Source organism: Neisseria sp. P0021.S007 (assembly GCF_051956855.1).
The window spans coordinates 1-442 of the sequence record NZ_JBQCXA010001729.1 but is presented as its reverse complement, the minus strand read 5'-3'; the positions used below and the strand labels follow the sequence as shown (position 1 = coordinate 442).

Sequence of the window (442 nt, the reverse complement as noted above, 5' to 3'; positions counted from 1 at the left end):
CCCAAACACCAACCCACCCACCCCAACCAACAAAAAAACAACCAACACAAACAAAAACCAAACACAGCCCACACAAACACCCAACCCAACACCAACCACCCCACCAACCCCTACCCCAACAACACCACACACACCAAACAACAAACACAACAAAAAAACCAACACCCCAAAAAAAACCACCAACAACACACCAAACCCAACCCACCCAACCACCCCAACCACCAACACAAACAACACACCCAACAACACACCACACACCCACAACACCAACAAAACCCCAACCAACAACACAACCAACCCAAACACCCCCACCCCACCAAACCACCCCCCAACAACCCCAACCCCACACACCACACAAAACCCCACAACCACCACCCCAACCACCACCACCACACCCACCCCCCACACACACCCAACACCCCCAACAACCCCCCACCCACAA

1 protein-coding gene is annotated in these 442 nt (G+C 53.4%); it reads left to right on the top strand.

All coding sequences use genetic code 11. The annotated features are described in order from the left end of the window. A partial coding sequence (locus tag ACTHUR_RS21160; RefSeq protein WP_440400774.1) for a hypothetical protein occupies positions 1-442 on the top strand: 442 nt, incomplete at both ends.